The 16,586-nt window shown below is 71.5% G+C and carries 13 protein-coding genes; 9 read left to right on the top strand and 4 right to left on the bottom strand.

Going from position 1 to position 16,586, the window contains the following annotated elements:
* Positions 1-24: 24 nt before the first annotated feature.
* Positions 25-939 (bottom strand): oxygenase MpaB family protein, encoded by a 915-nt coding sequence (locus AB0K37_RS01070; protein ID WP_363972846.1) that lies wholly within the window; start codon positions 937-939, stop codon positions 25-27.
* 86 nt (positions 940-1,025) lie between these two features.
* Between AB0K37_RS01070 and AB0K37_RS01065 the strand changes: the two genes are divergently transcribed.
* The gene (locus AB0K37_RS01065; protein ID WP_363972843.1) at positions 1,026-1,643 is read left to right on the top strand and encodes a TetR/AcrR family transcriptional regulator; all 618 of its coding nucleotides are present in this window, start codon (positions 1,026-1,028) and stop codon (positions 1,641-1,643) included.
* A gap of 14 nt (positions 1,644-1,657) precedes the next feature.
* Here the strand turns inward: AB0K37_RS01065 and AB0K37_RS01060 are convergent, their stop codons facing one another.
* Positions 1,658-2,584: an NAD(P)-dependent oxidoreductase gene (locus AB0K37_RS01060; RefSeq protein ID WP_363972840.1), complete on the bottom strand. Its 927-nt coding sequence runs from the start codon at positions 2,582-2,584 to the stop codon at positions 1,658-1,660.
* A gap of 116 nt (positions 2,585-2,700) precedes the next feature.
* On the opposite strand from AB0K37_RS01060, the gene AB0K37_RS01055 reads away from it, so the two are divergent.
* The 3 genes from AB0K37_RS01055 to AB0K37_RS01045 all read left to right on the top strand — a co-directional run bounded on the left by AB0K37_RS01055 (position 2,701) and on the right by AB0K37_RS01045 (position 5,900).
* Positions 2,701-3,273, top strand: a complete 573-nt coding sequence (locus AB0K37_RS01055; protein WP_363972837.1) for an isochorismatase family cysteine hydrolase — start codon at positions 2,701-2,703, stop codon at positions 3,271-3,273.
* 496 nt (positions 3,274-3,769) lie between these two features.
* Entirely contained in the window at positions 3,770-5,338 is a 1,569-nt protein-coding gene (locus AB0K37_RS01050; RefSeq protein WP_363972834.1) for a cellulose binding domain-containing protein, read from the top strand.
* A gap of 127 nt (positions 5,339-5,465) precedes the next feature.
* The gene (locus tag AB0K37_RS01045) at positions 5,466-5,900 is read left to right on the top strand and encodes a Fur family transcriptional regulator (RefSeq protein WP_363972831.1); all 435 of its coding nucleotides are present in this window, start codon (positions 5,466-5,468) and stop codon (positions 5,898-5,900) included.
* 87 nt (positions 5,901-5,987) lie between these two features.
* Here AB0K37_RS01045 and katG read toward each other — a convergent pair whose 3' ends face one another.
* Together katG and AB0K37_RS01035 are read right to left on the bottom strand one after the other, a co-directional pair.
* The gene (katG, locus tag AB0K37_RS01040) at positions 5,988-8,204 is read right to left on the bottom strand and encodes a catalase/peroxidase HPI (RefSeq protein ID WP_363972828.1); all 2,217 of its coding nucleotides are present in this window, start codon (positions 8,202-8,204) and stop codon (positions 5,988-5,990) included.
* 30 nt (positions 8,205-8,234) lie between these two features.
* Complete coding sequence (locus AB0K37_RS01035; protein ID WP_363972825.1) at positions 8,235-8,666, bottom strand: Fur family transcriptional regulator; 432 nt, start codon at positions 8,664-8,666, stop codon at positions 8,235-8,237.
* Between the two features lie 397 nt (positions 8,667-9,063).
* Here AB0K37_RS01035 and AB0K37_RS01030 point away from each other — a divergent pair, with 397 nt between their 5' ends.
* The 5 genes from AB0K37_RS01030 to AB0K37_RS01010 all read left to right on the top strand — a co-directional run bounded on the left by AB0K37_RS01030 (position 9,064) and on the right by AB0K37_RS01010 (position 16,585).
* Positions 9,064-10,632: a cellulose binding domain-containing protein gene (locus tag AB0K37_RS01030; RefSeq protein WP_363972822.1), complete on the top strand. Its 1,569-nt coding sequence runs from the start codon at positions 9,064-9,066 to the stop codon at positions 10,630-10,632.
* Positions 10,633-10,642: 10 nt separating this feature from the next.
* A complete protein-coding gene (locus AB0K37_RS01025; RefSeq protein WP_363972819.1) occupies positions 10,643-12,406 on the top strand; it encodes a glycoside hydrolase family 18 protein in 1,764 nt (587 codons plus the stop codon).
* Positions 12,407-12,497: 91 nt separating this feature from the next.
* Entirely contained in the window at positions 12,498-13,379 is an 882-nt protein-coding gene (locus AB0K37_RS01020; protein ID WP_363972816.1) for a lytic polysaccharide monooxygenase, read from the top strand.
* A 13-nt stretch (positions 13,380-13,392) separates the two neighbouring features.
* The gene (locus tag AB0K37_RS01015; RefSeq protein WP_363972813.1) at positions 13,393-14,013 is read left to right on the top strand and encodes a DUF305 domain-containing protein; all 621 of its coding nucleotides are present in this window, start codon (positions 13,393-13,395) and stop codon (positions 14,011-14,013) included.
* A 10-nt stretch (positions 14,014-14,023) separates the two neighbouring features.
* Positions 14,024-16,585: a glycosyl hydrolase family 18 protein gene (locus AB0K37_RS01010; protein WP_363972810.1), complete on the top strand. Its 2,562-nt coding sequence runs from the start codon at positions 14,024-14,026 to the stop codon at positions 16,583-16,585.
* The last annotated feature ends 1 nt before the right edge of the window (position 16,586 follow it).

Here is a 16,586-nt window from a genome sequence, read left to right as displayed (position 1 = left end):
GGTGATCGACCTCCTGCGGGGGGTTCACATGGGCCGGTGCGCCAGGGCGCGCTCCAGCCGCTCCTGGGCGCGGGCCGCCTGCCGGGCGCGGTAGGCGATGGGCATGTAGCGGACGCGTTCGGGCAGCAGCGGCGCGCCGCGCCCGATGACCTGCCCGGCCAGGCGCAGCCGGCGCTCGTCCGCCGCGGTCCACCGCAGGCCGAGCTTCTCGCGCGCCTCCGCCGGAAGGGTGCCGACCGTGATCAGCCGTCCGAGCCGTCCGGCGGCCGTGCTCAGGGGGGCCACGGCCGGGCGCAGCGGCCCCGGCACGCCCGGCGGCACGCGCCCCATCTGCGCGAGCACCTCGTGCGCCACCTTGTGGGGAACGAGGGTGTTGGCCACCATGTCGTCGAAATAGGCCCAGTAGTCCGGGATGCTTCCGGGCAGCATCCTCTCGGGGACCTGAAGGATCCTCCCGAGCTGGAGGAACTCGTCGAAGATCTGCTGCTGCTCTTCCGGCGTCAGCGGGGCGGGCGCGAAGTACTTCGCCGCGGTGACGGCGGCGTAGAAACCGGTGAGGTGGACCCACGCCCACGGTTCGGCCGACAGCGCGTGGTGGCGCCGTCCCTCCTCGTCGACGGCGCTGAGCGGCCTGTGCATCTCGCGCAGCCGCCGGCCCTCCTCGATGGCGGTGCGCCCGCCGTAGACCCAGGTCTGCACCGAGGCGAAGCTGCGCGCGGCGCGGCCGAGGGGGTCGGTGCGGAAGCTCGACAGCCGGTCGACCACGGTGCCGATCGCCGGGTGCATCACCTGGAGGACGAACACGCCGTTGCCCGCGACCGCCGACGTGTAGAGCCCCATCTGCTCCCACAGCAGCGAGCCGGGCCCGAACGGCACCGGTTCGCCGCGGCGCTCCCGCCCGGCCGGTGGGCTCGCGGGCGTCCCCTCGGTCACCGTCATCGGCGCGACCTCCTGACGAAACGACTCCTGTAAGCTAAACGCGAATAAGGAGTCGCTTACAAGTCGCGTTTCGGAGGAAACCGCCGGTGGCGCGCTCACCTGGGCTTTCGCCGCGCAGAACCCCCTCCCAGGACCGCTCGCGCCGCACCGTCGAGCGGATCCTGGAGGCCGCCACTCGCGTTCTGTCCGAGCGCGGGTACGACGGCGCCTCCACCAACCGGATCGCCAGGGCCGCGGGCGTCGGCAACGGATCGCTGTACCAGTACTTCCCCAACAAGGACGCGATCGTCATCGCGGTGCTGGACCGCTTCGCCGACCGCCTCGCCGACCGGCTCGGCGAGGAGATCGAGGCCACGATGCGCCTGCCGTGGCAGGAGGCCGGCCGCGCCCTGCTGGACGTCCAGATCCGGCTGTTCGAGGAGAACGCCGACCTCCTGCGCATCGTGGTCGAGCAGGTGCCGCGGCTCGGGCCGTTCGACAAGCTCGCGGCGCTCCAGCGGCGGCTGACCGACCTGGTGCGCGTCTACCTCCTGCTCAACCGCGCGCAGTTCCGCGACGACCTCGACATCGACGCCACGCTGTGGATCATCACCGAGACCGTCGGCCTGCTGTCCATCAAGTACGTCCTGGACCGGCCGCCGATCCCGCACGAGCGGATGGTCGACGAGCTCGCCGGCCTCGTCGTCGGCTACATCCGCGGCTGACGCCGGTCCCGCCGCTACGCGCCGGCCGCGGCGCGGAACCCCTCCCGCCAGCTCGCGTACCGCGGCTCCCAGCCGAGCTCCTTCTTCGCCTTCTCGTTCGAGACGCCCCGCGCGCTGGTCATCTGGGCCACGACGAACTCTCCGGCGAGCAGCCGCCCGAGCCACTCGGGCACCCGCAGCGGCGGCTTCGCGCCCGCCACCTCGGCGAGGTGGGGCAGCCACTCCGCGACCGGCGCCGGATCGTCGTCGGCGACGTTGTACGCGCCCGGCTCGCCGCGTTCGATCGCCGCGAGCGTCGCGGACGCGGCGTCGGCGCAGTCGATGAACGACCAGACCCCGGCCCCGCCTCCGACCACCGGCATCTGCCGCTTCCGCACGAGCTCCACCATGGAGTCCGAAGCACCCGGCCCGTAGAAGGTGCCGTAGCGCAGCACGATCCCCTCCGGCGCCTTGAGCCGCACGGTCTCGTCCACGTACCTGATCGCCGCCACCGTCCGCTCGGCGGACGGGACCGGCCGCGTCTCGACCGGGTCGTCCTCGGTCTTCACCGGGCCGCCGGAACGCGCGTAGAGGAAGTTGTGGCCCTGCGCGACGATCCGGCGGACGCCCGCGGCCTCCGCGGCCTCCAGCAGGTTGTCGGTGCCCCGCGTCCGGAGCTCGTTGGTCGCGGCGAACTCCCGGTCGACCCTGCGCAGGCTCCGCATGTCCGCGAGCGCCGTCATCTGGTGGACGATCACGTCCGGCGCCGCGGCCCGCACCGCCGCGACCACGGCGTCGCGGTCCAGGCCGTCCAGGACCACCGGCTCCGCGCCCGTCCCGCGCAGGGCCGCCGCCTTGACGGGCGACCTGGTGGCGGCGGTGACCTGGTGGCCCGCCGCGATCAGCCCGGGGACGAGGTGGCGCCCCAGTGCTCCCGTCGCTCCCGTGACGAAGACTCGCATTCTCTTCTTCCTTCCCTGGAATGCTTCTCCCCTCATGACGTCCCTCCCTCCGGGTCTGTGACATCCCGGCGCCGCCATTCCGCGACGGGCCTGGGAGAACACCGCGGGCGGCGGTCATGATTGCGCTCCCCCTCGCCGGGCAGGGCACGTCCGTGAGCACGAGCGCACTGATCGTCATCGACATGCTGAACCCGTACGAGCACGAGGACGCGGACGCGTTGATCGAGAGCGTGCAGGAGATGGTCGACCCGCTGCGGCGCCTGCTGGACGACGCCAGACGGCGCGGCGACGTGCGCGTCCTTTACGTCAACGACAACTACGGCGACTTCTCGGCCGACCGGAGAGACCTCGTCGACCGCGCGCTGAAGGGGCGGCGGCCCGACCTGGTCGAGCCCGTCGTCCCGGAACCTGGCTGCGGGTTCATGTCCAAGGTCAGGCACAGCGCCTTCTACGGCACCGCGCTGGAGTACCTGCTGTCCCGCGAGAAGGTGGAGCAGGTCGTCCTCACCGGCCAGGTCACCGAGCAGTGCGTCCTCTACAGCGCGCTGGACGCCTACGTCCGGCACTTCCAGCTCCGGGTGGTCCGGGACGCGGTGGCGCACATCGACGCCGAGCTCGGCGACGCCGCGCTGCGCATGATGGAGTCGAACATGCGCGCCGAGATCGTCACCGCCGACCGCTGCTTCTGAGAAGCGGAGGACGCCCCGCCGGACGGGCGGGGCGTCCTCGTTTCCGGGCCGGTCAGCGCACGTCGACGAAGTAGACGTCTTGCCCGGGTACACGGTGTATCCGGTGGCCAGTTGATCCGCTTCAGGCGGCCGGACACGGCGATCGGGCGGCCCTTGCGCACGGGCTCGGGCGCGGCGTTGTCACTCTGGATCGCCGTGTCGATCTTCTCGTACCGGTAGTCCTCGCGGCCTTCCGCCGCCCACCAACGGATTCGCGGAGGGCGCGCGGCCGGACGGACTTCTCGGCTCCGGTGGGCTGGTTCGGTGCGGGAGCAGGGGTGGTCGGACGGGCGTCTGGGGAGCCCTCAATCGGTGTGCGCCAGGGTCTTGCGGGGCGGCGGGCGGGTGGTTACGGTGCATTCGAGTTTTATAGGAAAGTTTCCTATCAGAACGCGCGCGCACCGACTCGGGGTTCGGGGGATTCCCGCTCGTCCACGTCTCCTACCCGGGAGTGACATTGCGAAGAAGAAGGCTTCTCCCCGGTTTCCTGCTCACCGCCCTCTGCTCCCTCCTGCTCGCCCTGCTCGTCCCCGTCCAGGCCGGCGCCGCCGCCTCGGTGACGGCGACCTTCGCCAAGGCCTCCGACTGGGGCTCGGGGTACGAGGGCAGGTACACGATCAAGAACGACACCGCCTCCGCCGTCACCGGCTGGAAGGTGGAGTTCGACCTGCCGTCCGGCTCGTCGGTCGGGACCTACTGGGACGCGCTGCTCACCAAGTCCGGGCAGCACGCCGCGTTCACCAACCGCGAGTACAACGGGAGCGTCGCCGCCGGCGCCAGCGTCACGTTCGGCTTCATCGTCAACGGGACCGGGGCGCCGCAGAACTGCACGGTCAACGGAGCCTCCTGCACGGGCGGCGACACGCCTCCACCCGGCACGCCCTCCGCCCCCGGGACGCCGACCGTGACCGCCAGGACCGACACCTCGCTGACGCTGTCGTGGCAGGCCTCGTCCGGCACGGTCACCGGCTACCGCGTCTATGAGGGCACGGCCGTCAAGGCCACCGCGACCGGGACGGGCGCCACCGTCGGCGGGCTGACCGCCTGCTCGGACCACACCTACACGGTGAAGGCGTACAACACCGCGGGCGAGTCGGCGGCGAGCGGCCCGGTGACGGCCACCACGACGGGCTGCACGGAGCCGCCGCCCGCGAGCCGCCGCGCCGCGCCCTACCTGTACATGGGCTGGGGCGACCCGCCGAGCCCCTCCACCGTCATGAGCGCCACCGGGATCAAGTGGTTCACGATGGCGTTCATCCTGTCCAGCGGCGGCTGCAACCCCGGCTGGGACGGGCAGCGCCCGCTCAAGGGCGGCGTGGACGAGCAGGCGATCTCGCAGATCCGCGCTGCCGGCGGCGACGTGCTTCCCTCCGTCGGCGGCTGGTCGGGCAACAAGCTCGGCCCGAACTGCTCCACGCCCGAGGCGCTGGCCGGCGCGTACCAGAAGGTCATCGACGCCTACGGGCTCAAGGCCATCGACATCGACATCGAGAACAGCGACGAGTTCGAGAACGCCGCCGTGCAGGACCGCGTCCTCGGCGCCCTGAAGATCCTCAAGCGGAACAACCCGGGTCTGCAGACGATCCTGACGTTCGGCACGACCACCACCGGGCCGAACTACTGGGGCAAGCGGCTCATCGACCAGGCCGCGGCGCTGCAGGCGAACGTGGACGTCTTCACGATCATGCCGTTCGACTTCGGCGGCGGCGCGGACATGTACGGCAGCACCGTCAACGCGTCCGAGGGCCTGAAGACCGCGCTGAAGTCGGCGTTCGGGTGGTCGGACGCCACCGCCTACTCGCACATGGGGATCTCCGGCATGAACGGCCTGTCCGACCAGCAGGAGCTCACCTCGACCGCCACCTGGACGAAGATCCGCGACTGGGCGAAGTCCAAGGGCCTGGCCCGGCTGGCGTTCTGGTCGGTCAACCGGGACCGGCCCTGCCCGGGCGGCGGCGTCGCCGAGAACTGCAGCGGCACCGACCAGCAGCCCTGGGAGTTCACCAAGATCACGGCCGGTTTCTGACCGTCCCGCCGGCGGCCCGCGTCCCGGCCCGGGGGACGCGGGCCGCGCCCGCATCCGGCCCGCCCGGCTAGACTTGCCTCATTTGTTGTCTTAAACGATTCGCGTTTGCGAGGGAGGGTTCGGCGCCATGACCGCGTCCCAGACCCCGTCCGCCGCCGAGGAGCTGCGCGGCGCCGGACTGCGGGTGACGGCCGCCCGCGTGGCCCTGCTCGACACCGTCCGGGCCGGGGACCACCTCGGCGTCGAGGCGCTCGCCTCGGGCGTGCGCGACCGCGTGGGCCACATCTCCCTGCAGGCGGTGTACGAGGCGCTCCACGCGCTCACCGCGGCGGGGCTCGTCCGCCGGATCGAGCCGGCCGGGAGCCCGGCCCGGTTCGAGGGGCGCGTCGGCGACAACCACCACCACCTGGTGTGCCGGAACTGCGGCGCGATCAAGGACGTCGACTGCGCCGTGGGGCACCCGCCCTGCCTGGACCCGGTGGACGACGCCGGCTACCTCATCGACGAGGCCGACGTCACGTTCTGGGGCCTGTGCCCGGCCTGCCGGTCGGACGCCGGCTGACCCGGGCCGCGACCGGCTCCCGCACCCCGTGACGGCGTCCGGGCCGGCCGCCGAAGCGACCGGCCCGGACGTCCCGGACGTTCCCGATCAGGTGAGGTCGTACCGGTCGAGGTTCATCACCTTGTCCCACGCGGCGACGAAGTCGCGGACGAACTTCTCGCCCGCGTCGTCGCTCGCGTAGACCTCCGAGACGGCGCGCAGCTCGGAGTTCGCGCCGAACACGAGGTCGGCCCGGCTGCCGGTCCACCTGAGCGCCCCCGAGGCGTCGCGCCCCTCGAAGGTCTCAGAGGTCATCGGGTCCTCGCCCGTCCCCTTCCACACCGTGCCCATGTCGAGCAGGTTCACGAAGAAGTCGTTGGTCAGCGCGCCGGGGTTGTCGGTGAGGACGCCGAGGGACGAGCCGTCGTAGTTCGCACCGATGACGCGCAGGCCGCCGACGAGGACCGTCATCTCCGGCGCGGTCAGCGTGAGCAGGTTCGCCCTGTCGACCAGGAGGAACTCGCCCGGCAGGATGTTGCCCTTCTGGAGGAAGTTGCGGAACCCGTCGTGCGTCGGCTCCATCACCTCGAAGGACTCGACGTCGGTCTCCTCCTGGGAGGCGTCGGTGCGCCCCGGCGTGAAGGGCACCTCGACGTCGTACCCGGCGGCCTTGGCGGCCTCCTCGACCCCGGCGCACCCGCCGAGGACGATCAGGTCCGCGATGGAGATCCGCTTGTTGCCGGTCTGCTCGGCGTTGAACGTCTCCTGGACCTGCTCCAGGGTGCGCAGCACGTTCCGCAGCTCGTCGGGGTTGTTGACCTCCCAGCTGCGCTGCGGCTCCAGCCGGATCCGGGCGCCGTTGGCGCCGCCGCGCTTGTCGGTACCGCGGAACGACGCGGCCGACGCCCAGGCGGTGGTGACGAGCTGGGCGACCGACAGCCCGGAGTCCAGCAGGCGGCGCTTGAGCGCGGCGACGTCCTCGGCGTCGACGAGCTCGTGGTCCACCGCCGGGACCGGGTCCTGCCAGATCAGCGTCTCGGACGGGATCTCGGGGCCGAGGTAGCGGCTGACGGGGCCCATGTCGCGGTGGGTCAGCTTGAACCAGGCGCGGGCGAACGCGTCGGCGAACTCGTCCGGGTTCTCCATGAAGCGCCGCGAGATCGGCTCGTAGATCGGGTCGAAGCGCAGCGACAGGTCGGTCGTCAGCATCATCGGCTGGCGGTTCAGCGTGCCGTCCTCCGGGTCGGGAACCGTGTTGGCCCCCGCGCCGTCCTTCGGCCGCCACTGGTGCGCCCCGGCGGGGCTCTTGGTGAGCTCCCACTCGTACCCGAAGAGGACCTCGAAGAAGGTGTTGTCCCACTTGGTGGGGGTGGGCGTCCAGGTGACCTCGAGGCCGCTGGTGTAGGAGTCGCGGCCCTTGCCGGTGCCGTGCGTGCCCTTCCAGCCGAGGCCCATGTCCTCCAGCGGGGCGGCCTCGGGCTCGGCGCCGATGCTGTCGGCCGGCGCCGCGCCGTGCGTCTTGCCGAAGGTGTGGCCGCCGGCGATCAGCGCGACGGTCTCCTCGTCGTTCATCGCCATGCGGCCGAACGTCTCGCGGATGTCGCGCGCCGCGGCGATCGGGTCCGGGTTGCCGTTCGGGCCCTCCGGGTTGACGTAGATGAGTCCCATCTGGACCGCGGCCAGGGGCTTCTCCAGCTCGCGCTCACCGCTGTAGCGCTCGTCGTCGAGCCAGGCGGTCTCGGGGCCCCAGAAGACGTCCTCCTCGGCCTCCCAGGCGTCGCGGCGGCCGCCGGCGAAGCCGAAGGTCTTCAGGCCCATCGTCTCCAGGGCGACGTTGCCGGCCAGGATCATCAGGTCGGCCCACGAGATCTTGCGGCCGTACTTCTTCTTGACCGGCCACAGCACGCGGCGGGCCTTGTCGAGGCTCGCGTTGTCCGGCCAGCTGTTGAGGGGCGCGAAGCGCTGCTGGCCCGCGCCGGCGCCGCCGCGGCCGTCGCTGACGCGGTAGGTCCCCGCGCTGTGCCACGCCATGCGGATGATCAGCGGCCCGTAGTTGCCGAAGTCGGCGGGCCACCAGTCCTGGGAGTCCGTGAGCACGTGCGCGATGTCCTGCTTCACGGCGGCGAGGTCGAGGCTCTCGAACGCCTCGGCGTAGTTGAAGTCCTCGCCCAGCGGGTTGGCCATGGGCGGGTTCTTGGCGAGCAGCTTCAGGTTGAGCCGTTCCGGCCACCAGCCGCGGTTGCCGCCACCCTGGGTCGGGTGGGGAGCGCGCTCGTGCGCGACCGGGCAGCCGCCGCCGGCGGCGGCTTCGTTCTTCTCGGACATGTGATTCCTTCCAGGGCGACCGTGGGTGAATCAGGAACTGTGGGCGGTTGAGCAGTCGGGGCAGAGGCCCCAGTAGACGACCTCGGCCTCGTCGATCAGGTAGCCGTGGTCGTCGGAGGCCGTCAGGCAGGGCGCCGCGCCCACGGCGCAGTCGACGTCGGCGATGGCCCCGCACGAACGGCAGACGACGTGGTGGTGGTTGTCCCCGATCCGTGACTCGTACCGGGCCACGGAACCGGACGGCTGGATGCGCCGCAGCAGGCCCGCCGCCGTCAGCGCGCGCAGCGAGTCGTAGACGGCCTGGTGGGAGACCTTCGGGAGTTCCTCGCGCACGGCGCCGATGACCGAATCGGTGTCGGCGTGCGGGTGCGCGTGGACGGCGCTCAGCACCGCCAGCCGCGGGCGGGTCACGCTCAGGGCGGCCGCACGCAGCATCGCGTGGAAGTCCAAGGAGCTGGCCACGACCCCAGACTGTCCCATTTTCTGGAATCAGTCAAGATATTGAATGAACCATGTTCAGGAAGATCGTTTCTTTACCCGCGCCCGGCCGCGGAAGGGGGTCCTCGCGAGCCTAGATCGGGCGGCCGGGCCGGTCACCTGGCGAAGTTCGCCGTCGATCGCCGCCGGTTCCGGCGAGATCTGCCGATTTCCAAGATCGCCGGAGCTGGTTCGGTGCGCGAGCTGGGGTGGTCCCGGACGGCGGCACGGGGCCCGCACGGCGCCCGCACCAGGGTCTTGCCGACGCCCCGGACGCTGGCTACCTTGACCCTAAATAGATAGGAAACCTTCCTGTCTAATGCGTGAACGATCTCGGGGTTCGGGGGAATCCGCCAGCCTTCTGAAGCGATGGAGTGAGCCCTTGCGCCCCCGCTCTGCCCTCGGCGTCCTCGCCGCCCTGCTCCTCGTCCTCGCCCTCGCGCCCGGCGCGCACGCCGCCGGCACCGCCGCCGCGACCTTCACCAAGCCCTCCGACTGGGGCTCGGGCTGGGAGGGACGCTTCACCCTCACCAACGGCACCGACGCCGCGATCAACGGCTGGCGGGTCGAGTTCGACCTGCCGTCCGGGACGTCGGTCGGGTCCTACTGGGACGCGCTGCTGACGAAGAACGGCCAGCGGAACACGTTCCAGAACCGCGAGTACAACGCCGTCGTCCCGCCCGGAGGGTCCGTCACGTTCGGCTTCCTCGGGAACGGTCCCGGGAGCCCGCAGAACTGCACGTTCAACGGGCAGCCCTGCGCGGGCGGGCCGACCGACCCCCCGGGCGGGCTCGGCGCCCCCGGCACGCCCGCCGTCACCGGACGGACCGACACCTCGCTGACGCTGGCCTGGCGGCCCGGAAGCGGGACGCCCACCGGGTACCACGTCTACGAGGGCTCGGACCTGAAGGCGACGGTCACCGGGACCTCCGCCACGGTCGGCGGGCTCGCCAAGTGCTCGACGCACAGCTACACGGTCAAGGCCTACGACGACAAGGGCGAGTCGCCCGCCAGCGCGGCCGTCACCGGGACGACCGGCGGGTGCGCGACCGGCCCGCTGCCCAAGCACTTCCTGACCGGCTACTGGCACGACTTCGTCAACCCGGCGCAGGAGCTCAGGCTCTCCCAGGTCCCGGACCAGTACGACCTGGTCGCGGTGGCCTTCGGCGAGGCGACCGGCCGGTCCGGCGAGGTCTCGTTCCGCGTCGACCCCGAGCTCTCCACGGCCCTCGGCGGCTACACCGACGCGCAGTTCAAGGCCGACATCGCCGGCCTGCACGCCAAGGGCAAGAAGGTCATCCTGTCGGTCGGCGGCGAGAAGGGCGCCATCCGGGTCGCGGACGGCGCGTCCGCGCAGCTCTTCGCCGACTCGGTGTCCGGGCTGATGACCCGGTACGGGTTCGACGGCGTCGACATCGACCTGGAGAACGGCCTCAACCCGGCCTCCATGGAGCAGGCGCTGCGGGCGCTGCGCGCCAAGGCCGGCCCGGACCTGATCATCACGATGGCGCCGCAGACGCTCGACATGCAGTCGACCGGCGCGTCGTACTTCCAGCTCGCGCTGAAGATCAAGGACATCCTCACCGTCGTCCACATGCAGTACTACAACTCGGGCGCAATGCTCGGCTGCGACCAGAAGGTGTACGGGCAGGGGACGGTCGACTTCATGACCGCGCTGGCCTGCATCCAGCTGGAGAACGGGCTGCGCCCCGACCAGGTGTCGCTCGGGCTCCCGGCCGGGCCGGGCGCGGCGGGCGGCGGCGTCGTGGCCCCCTCGGTCGTCAACAACGCGCTGGACTGCCTCGCCAAGGGCACCGGCTGCGGCACGTTCAAGCCGTCGCGCACCTACCCCGACATCCGCGGCGCGATGACGTGGTCCGTCAACTGGGACGTGACCAACGGCGGCGGCTTCGCCGGGACCGTCGGCCCGCACCTGGACACCCTGCCGTAGGGAGCCTGCCATGAAGAGGATCTGGGTTGTGGCGGCCATGGCCGCCGGGCTGCTGGCCGGGGTCACGGCACCGGCGCACGCGGACAACATCCTGGCCAACGCGGGATTCGAGAGCGGTTCGCTCAGCCCCTGGACGTGCGACGGCGGCTCGGTCGTGACCAGCCCGGCGCGGACGGGCGGCCACGCGCTCGCGGGCGGGGTGTCGGCCGGGAGCACCGGCCAGTGCGCGCAGACCGTGAGCGTGAAGGCGAACACCGCGTACACGCTGTCGGCCTGGGTGCGCGGCAGCTACGTCTACCTCGGCGTGACGGGCGGGACGTCCACGTGGACGCCGTCCGCCGCCGACTTCACCAAGCTCTCGGTGACGTTCACGACCGGCGCCGACCAGACGTCCGTGCAGATCTACCTGCACGGCTGGTACGGCAACGGCGCGTACTACGCCGACGACGTCGCCCTCGACGGCCCCGGCGGCGCGCCGCAGCCGGGGGTGCCGGGCGCGCCCGAGGCCCCGAAGGCCGGCGCGGTCACCGACAGCTCGATCGCCCTGCAATGGGGGGCGTCGTCCGGGACGGTCACCGGCTACCGCGTCTACGAGGGCGCCACGGTCAAGGCCACGGTCACCGGGACGGCCGCCACCGTCTCGGGCCTGGCGGCGTGCAGCTCGCACACCTTCACGGTCGCCGCCTACAACGACGTCGGCGAGTCGGCCAAGGCCGGGCCCGTCAGCGCGCGGACCAGCGGCTGCACCGACACCGGGCTCCCCAGGCACGCGCTCGTCGGCTACCTTCACGCGAGCTTCGCCAACGGCTCCGGCTACGTGCGGATGGCGGACGTCCCGGACGCGTGGGACATCATCGACCTCGCGTTCGGCGAGCCGACGTCGCCCACCTCCGGCGACATCCGGTTCACCCGGTGCCCGGCGAGCGAGTGCGCGAACGTGGAGAGCGACGAGGAGTTCGTCGCCGCGATCCGCGCGAAGCAGGCGCAGGGCAAGAAGGTGCTGATCTCGATCGGCGGCCAGAACGGGCAGGTGCAGCTCACGACGGCGGCCGCGCGGGACGCGTTCGTCCGGTCGGTCTCGGCCATCATCGACCGGTACGGGCTGGACGGCCTCGACGTCGACTTCGAGGGCCACTCGCTCTACCTGAACGCGGGCGACACCGACTTCCGCAACCCGACCACCCCGGTCATCGTCAACCTGATCTCGGCGCTGAAGTCGCTGAAGGCGAAGTACGGGGCGAAGTTCGTCCTGACGATGGCGCCCGAGACGTTCTTCGTGCAGGTCGGGCACCAGTTCTACGGCGGCGCGGGCGGCGGCGACAACCGGACGGGCGCGTACCTGCCGGTGATCGACGCGATGCGGGACGACCTGACCGTGCTGCACGTCCAGGACTATAACTCCGGACCGGTGATGGGCCTGGACGGCCAGTACCACACCATGGGCGGCGCCGACTTCCACATCGCGATGACCGACATGGTGAAGGCCGGGTTCCCGGTCGCGAACACCGGCCGCACGTTCCCCGGGCTGCGCCCCGACCAGATCGCGGTCGGCCTGCCCGCCGCGGTCAGCGCAGGCAACGGGCACACGCCGCCCGCCCAGGTGCAGCAGGCCGTGAACTGCCTGGTCAAGGGACAGAACTGCGGTTCCTACACGCTCCGCGGCGGGACGTCCCCCGACCTGCGCGGCCTGATGACGTGGTCGATCAACTGGGACCGCTACTACGGCTGGGAGTTCATGAACAGCCACGAGCCCTTCCTGAACGGCCTTCCGTGAGCCGCCTTCTCTGACCGGCCTTCCGGCCCGGCCACCCCCTGATCCGCCCCCGCCTCCTTCACCGGACCCCACCCCCACCGGAAGGAAACCCATGCGATCGACCCGCAGGAAGGCCGCCGTGGCGGCGGCCGCCGTGCCGGCCGCGTCCGCGCTGGCCGTGCTCGGCACGGCGACGGCCGCGAGCGCGCACGGCACGATGTCCGATCCGCCCAGCCGCGTGTACGTGTGCAACCAGGAGGGCCCCGAGAGCCCCGATTCGGACGCCTGCAAGGCGGCCGTGGCGGCCAGCGGCGCGCAGGCCTTCTACGACTGGAACGAGGTGTCGCTGCTGGACGCGGGCGGGCGGCACAGGGAGATCATCCCGGACGGGCAGCTGTGCAGCGCCGGACGGGCCAAGTACCGGGGCCTGGACCTCCAGCGCGCGGACTGGCCCGCCAAGCCGATGAGAGCGGGCCAGCAGACGATCACCTACCGCGCGTCCGCGCCGCATGGGGACAGCAACTTCGAGTTCTCCATCACCAGAGAGGGCTGGGATCCGACGCAGCCGCTGCGCTGGGGCGACCTCGTCCCGCTGGCGAGCTTCACGCACCAGAACCCGTCCGAGTACACCAATTGGACGCTGAACATCCCGCCGCGGACGGGCCGCCACATCCTGTACTCGATCTGGCAGCGGGTGCTGGGCAGCCAGGAGGCGTTCTACACCTGCTCCGACGTCGACTTCGGCGGGACGAACACCCCGACGCCGACCCCCACGCCGACCCCGACACCGACACCCACGCCCACCGAGACTCCGGCGCCCACGCCGACTCCCACGCCGACCGGGACGCCGGGCGGCACGTGGAAGGCGGGGACGGCCTATGCCGCGGGCGACCGGGTGACCTACGGCGGCGCGACCTACGCGTGCCGCCAGGCGCACACGGCGATCGCCGGCTGGGAGCCCCCGGCCACGGCCGCTCTCTGGCAGCCGGTCTGACGAGCCCGCGACAATGAGGCGCGGCCTGACGACGTCCGGCTCGCTGGCGCTTGTCGCCGCGTGCGTCGTCCTGCTCGCGGTCCAGTGCGGGGCCGGCGGCGGTCCGCCGTCGCCGGTCCCCGCGCGGGCGCGCGGCGGGACCGGGTTCAACTCCACCGACGTCATGTTCCTGCAGATGATGGTCCCGCATCAGGGCCAGGGCGTGAAGCTGGCCCGGACGGCCCGCGGGCGTCCCGTCCGCCCCGAGGTCGCGACCCTGGCCGCGGCGATCGAGACGACGCAGCTCGCCGAGATCCGGGACATGGCGGGACGGCTGCGGGCCTGGCACCGGCCGCCGACGGCGGACCCGCACTCCCACGAGCACGACCTGCACGGCGGAATGCCCGAGACCACCGACGCCGAGCTGAGGGCGCTGGCGAGGACGCCGCCGGACCGGTTCGAGCGCGCCTTCCTCGACCTGCTGATCGCCCACCAGGACGACGCCGTCCAGCTGGCGCGGCTGGAGACCGGCAGGGGCGAGGACGCGTGGACGAGGCGGCTCGCGCGGCGCGTCGACAGCTCCCGCTCGGCCGAGATCGACCAGATGCTGGCGCTCCTCGGTTCCCCGACCCCGAAGAACCACCCCCAGAAGTAGGTGTTCGCGCATGCGCAGATTAATCGGAATCCTCGTGGCCTTCGTGGTCGTGGCGGCGCTGGCCGCCGCGCCCGCGCAGGCGGCCGACCGGCTGACGGCCGTCTTCAGCCTGTCCGGCACGACCGGCAAGTACGTGGTCGGCAACCCCGGGACCGCCGACGTCAGCGGCTGGAAGCTCGTCTTCGAGCTGCCCGCCGGGGTGACGGCGAGCAACCCGCAGAACGCCGCGCTGTCGCAGAACGGCACGAAGGTGACGCTGACCCCGGCTTTCTACATCAACACCGTTAAGGCGGGCGGAAGCACCGAGCCCTACAGCCCGACGTTCACGCTCAGCTCCGCCGCCCAGCCGACGAGCTGCACGCTGAACGGCGCGAACTGCGACGGGACGGGTGAACCGCCGCCCGCGCCGGCCGGGATCACCGCGGAGTACACGGTGAGCGGGACCCGGGCCAAGTTCGTCGTCGCGAACCACACCAGCGCGTCGATCGGCAACTGGTCCGTCGTGTTCGACCTGCCGGCGGGCGTGACCGCGAGCGGCGCCGACAACGGGACGGTCAGCCAGAGCGGCACCACGGTCACTCTCACCCCCGTCTACTACAACTCCACGATCGGGGCCGGGCGGACGACCGAGCCCTACAGCCCGACGTTCACCGTCAGCAGGTCCGGGGCCGAGCCGACGAGCTGCCGCGTCAACGACGTCAACTGCGACGGCGCCGCGGACGTGCCGCCGAGCGCGCCGGGCGGCCTGAAGTCCACGGTCAGGACGACCAAGACCGTCTCCCTGGCCTGGGACGCGGCGAAGGCGGGCAGCCTGCCGGTCACCGCGTACGAGGTCTACAACGGGTCGGCGCTCGCGACCACCGTCCCCGAGACGAACGCCACGGTCACCGGCCTCACCCCGAACACCGAGTACACGTTCACGGTGAAGGCCCGCGACCGGAAGGGGAACCTGTCCCCCGCCGGCGCGCCCGTCACCGTCAGGACCAACGACCCGGCCGCCGACACGCAGGCGCCGTCCGTCCCGACGGGACTGCAGAGCACCGGCAAGGACTCCGCCAGCGTGAAGCTCGCGTGGACGGCCTCGACGGACAACACCGGCGTCGCGAACTACGACGTGCTGGTGGACGGGAAGGTCGCCACGACCGTGGCAGGCACGAGCGCCACGGTCGCGGGACTGTCGCCGTCCACCGAGTACGCGTTCGCCGTCCGGGCGCGCGACCTGTACGACAACGTGTCGGCGGCGAGCGCGGCGGTGAAGGTGAAGACCGACGACGTGGTCAGCGGCGGCTACGCGCGCGTCGGCTACTTCGTCCAGTGGGGCATCTACGGCCGCCAGTACTTCGTGAAGAACCTGGACACCACCGGCAACGCCGCCCGCCTCACCCACATCAACTACGCGTTCGCGAACGTCGACCCGGTCAACCTGACGTGCCTCCAGGGCGTCACCAAGGGCACCACGGCCGACCCGCAGGACCCGAGCCAGGGCGACGGAGCGGGCGACGCCGAGGCCGACTACGGGCGCCCGTTCAGCGCCGCCCAGTCGGTGGACGGCGTGGCCGACACGGGCTGGGAGAAGCTGCGCGGCAACTACAACCAGCTGAAGAAGCTCAAGGCCAAGTACCCGAAGCTGAAGGTGCTGATCTCGATCGGCGGCTGGACGTACTCCAAGTACTTCTCCGACGTCGCCAGGACCGACGCGTCCCGCAGGAAGTTCGTCGCGTCCTGCATCGACACCTACATCAAGGGCAACCTGCCCGACTACAACGGCGCGGGCGGTCCGGGCACGGCCGCCGGGATCTTCGACGGCATCGACCTCGACTGGGAGTGGCCGGGCGCCGAGGGCCACGCGGGCAACCACGTCAGCCCTGACGACAAGCACAACAACACGCTGCTCATCGCCGAGTTCCGCCGCCAGCTCGACGAGCTGACCAGGTCGACCGGCAAGCGGTACCTGCTGTCGGCGTTCACCCCCGCCGACCCGGCGAAGATCGACGCCGGCTGGGAGCTGGCGGAGGTCGCCAAGTCCATGGACATCTTCAACGTCCAGGGCTACGACTTCCACGGCGCGGGCAGCGACAACTCCTGGGAGCCCAACCGGACGGGCCACCAGGGCAACCTCTACGCCGACACCGACGACCCGTACTCGTTCCACTTCAGCGTCGAGAACGCGATCAAGCCGTACCTGGACGCAGGGGTGAACCCGCGCAAGCTGACGCTCGGCCTCGCCTACTACGGCCGCGGCTGGCAGAACGTGACCGACGGCGGCAAGAGCGGCGAATGGCAGGACGCCAAGGGCGCGGCGCCCGGCCAGTTCCAGGAGGAGGCCGGGACGCGCGGCTACAGCAACCTGATCGCCGGCGTGCCCGGCTGCAGGGTCGTCCACGACGAGCAGGCGGTGGCGACGTCCTGCTACACGGGCGACAACGGTCAGTGGTGGACGTTCGACGACGCCTGGTCGATCCAGAAGAAGACCGCCTGGCTGCGGAGCAAGAACCTGCTCGGCGCCATGATCTGGGAGATGTCCGGCGACCCGGGCGTCCTGACCAAGGCCCTCGACGACGGCCTGAAGTGAG

Origin of the sequence: Actinomadura sp. NPDC049753 (assembly GCF_040674655.1) — a bacterium.
GTDB classification, from domain to species: domain Bacteria; phylum Actinomycetota; class Actinomycetes; order Streptosporangiales; family Streptosporangiaceae; genus Spirillospora; species Spirillospora verrucosospora.
Note: the sequence above shows the minus strand (reverse complement) of the source record. Positions and strands in the feature narration are given on the sequence as shown.